The sequence below is a fragment of the Pseudoduganella sp. RAF53_2 genome (assembly GCF_052113985.1).
GTDB lineage: Bacteria > Pseudomonadota > Gammaproteobacteria > Burkholderiales > Burkholderiaceae_D > Rugamonas.
Window position 1 is genome coordinate 1 of record NZ_JBFRDW010000819.1, and the last position, 2,271, is coordinate 2,271.

Sequence of the window (2,271 nt, forward strand, 5' to 3'; positions counted from 1 at the left end):
CATCAAACCCTGTAAGGAGAACAATAATGACCGTATTGAAGAGCATAGCCGCTGCCGCACTGGTGCTGGGCGCCCAGGCCGCGATGGCGCAATCCGTGCCGACCAATGGCGCGCTGGTGATCGTGCCCGCTTATGGACAAGTCATTGCGCCGAACGACCAGGCCGTGGCCACCTTCGCCATCGAAGAGCAGGACAAGGACAAATCCGCTGCCGCTTCGCGCGTGAACCAGAAGATGAAGCAGGGCCTGGAAATTCTGAAGAAGGAAGACCCGCAAGCGCAACTGAAGACCCAGGGCTACTACACCTATCCGGTCTATCCTGACGAGCCGCCACGTCCTGTAACCAATCCGCAGAAGCCGCGCGTGCCGACCGCCTGGCGCGTCGGCCAGTATGTGCAGCTGACCACCACCAGACTGGATGGCCTGCCGAAGACGGTGTCGTCGGCGCAGAAGATCCTGACCCTGAACGGCATCGCCTTTGGCCTGAGCCCGGCCGCGACCAAAAAGCTGGAAGATCAGCGCATCGCCGCCACCTACAAGAACCTGAACGAGCGCATTGCGTCGATTGCCAATGCCATGGGCCGTCCGCTGAGCGATGCCCAGCTTGACACCATCGACTTTGAAGGCAGCGGCAATTACGCCGGCGCCGCCGAAGGCCGTCCGGCTCCCATGATGGCCGCGCGCGCCTTCAAGGACGCCAGCCAGGAAGTCGCTGAGCCAAGCTTCGAGCCTGGCGAGACTACGCTTGACATGCGCGTCGTGGGCAAAGTCAAGTTCAAGTAGGGCGGATCATCCGGTCCGCCGTGCAGGGCTGCGGCTATAATACGGGGGCAAAAACCTATAAGAAATGGATGAGTATGGCCAAATTCCCCCGTCGCCGAGCCAAGAACCCTGCAGGTAAGTCGCTGTTCAGCCGATTTGCGCGCCGCCATCACGGCGAAGGCGCGCGTCCCCGTTCACGCGGCATCTATCTGCTGCCCAACGCCTTCACCACCGGCGCACTGTTCTGCGGCTTCTTCGCGATTGTCATGGCCATGAACCAGCGCTTCGAGCACGCCGCCTGGGCCATCTTCGTGGCCATGCTGCTGGACGGCCTTGATGGCCGCGTCGCCCGCCTGACCAACACGCAAAGCGAATTTGGCGCGCAATACGACTCGCTGTCCGACATGGTTTCCTTCGGCGCCGCTCCGGCGCTGGTGATTTATGAGTTCTCCTTGCGAGGCCTGGGTAAGCTGGGCTGGATCGCAGCATTCGTGTATTGCGCCGGCGCCGCGTTGCGCCTGGCCCGCTTCAACACCAATATCGAAGTGGTGGACAAGCGCYATTTCCAGGGTTTGCCCAGCCCTGCGGCCGCGTCGCTGATCGCGGGCTTCGTGCTGCTGATGACGGATATGGAAGTGGAGGGCGTGCTGTATCCATGGCAGGCCTGGGCCATCGCCATCTTCGCCGGCCTGACCATGGTCACCAACGTGCCGTTCTACAGCTTCAAGGACATCAACTTCCGCAAGTCCGTGCCCTTCATCGCGGTGTTCCTGATTGCGCTGTTCTTTGCGCTGATTTCGATCGACCCGCCAAAAGTGCTGTTCCCGCTGTTCGTGGTGTACGGCCTGTCCGGCTACGTCGTGTATTTCTCGCGTCTGGCCAAGGGCAAGCCGGTCAGCATCGTGCAGACTTCAAGCGAACCTGTGGATCAAAGCGAACGCCGCTAGCGCTCAAGGAGGCGGCTTTTTCATCCGGGAGAACCAACCATGAATAACCGCCTCATCATCTTCGATACCACGCTGCGCGACGGCGAACAGTCGCCGGGCGCATCGATGACCCGCGAAGAAAAAGTCCGCATCGCCAAGCAGCTCGAACGGTTGCGCGTGGACGTGATCGAGGCAGGTTTCGCGGCCGCCTCGCAAGGCGACTTCGAATCGATCCGCGCGATTGCTTCAACCATTCGCGAATCCACTGTTTGCTCCCTGTCGCGCGCCAACGACCGCGACATCTCTCGCGCTGCCGAAGCGCTGGAACCCGCCGAGCGCAAACGCATCCACACCTTTATCGCCACTTCGCCGCTGCACATGAAAATGAAGCTGCGCATGGAGCCTGACCAGGTGCTGGAGCAAGCCATCCAGGCCATCCGCTTTGCCCGCAAATTCACCGGCGATATCGAGTTCAGTCCGGAAGACGGCAGCCGTTCGGAAGAAGACTTCCTGTGCCGCGTGCTGGAAAACGTGATTGCCGAAGGCGCGACCACCATCAACTTCCCTGACACCGTGGGCTATGC

The 2,271-nt window shown here is 61.1% G+C and carries 2 protein-coding genes and 1 pseudogene; all 3 read left to right on the forward strand.

Translation table 11 applies throughout. From position 1 onward, the window contains the following. Positions 1-26 precede the first annotated feature (26 nt). Complete coding sequence (locus tag AB4Z11_RS29870; RefSeq protein WP_442029535.1) at positions 27-782, forward strand: SIMPL domain-containing protein; 756 nt, start codon at positions 27-29, stop codon at positions 780-782. 74 nt (positions 783-856) lie between these two features. Continuing rightward, positions 857-1,708, forward strand: coding sequence for a CDP-diacylglycerol--serine O-phosphatidyltransferase (gene pssA, locus AB4Z11_RS29875; protein ID WP_442029537.1), 852 nt, complete (start codon positions 857-859; stop codon positions 1,706-1,708). 39 nt (positions 1,709-1,747) lie between these two features. Next, positions 1,748-2,271 (forward strand): annotated as a pseudogene (locus AB4Z11_RS29880) (2-isopropylmalate synthase); the annotation flags it as partial.

Bases quoted from the DNA above. Each gene is read 5' to 3' on its own strand.
- AB4Z11_RS29870 (WP_442029535.1), top strand. From the start codon at position 27: ATGACCGTATTGAAGAGCATAGCCGCTGCCGCACTGGTGCTGGGCGCC.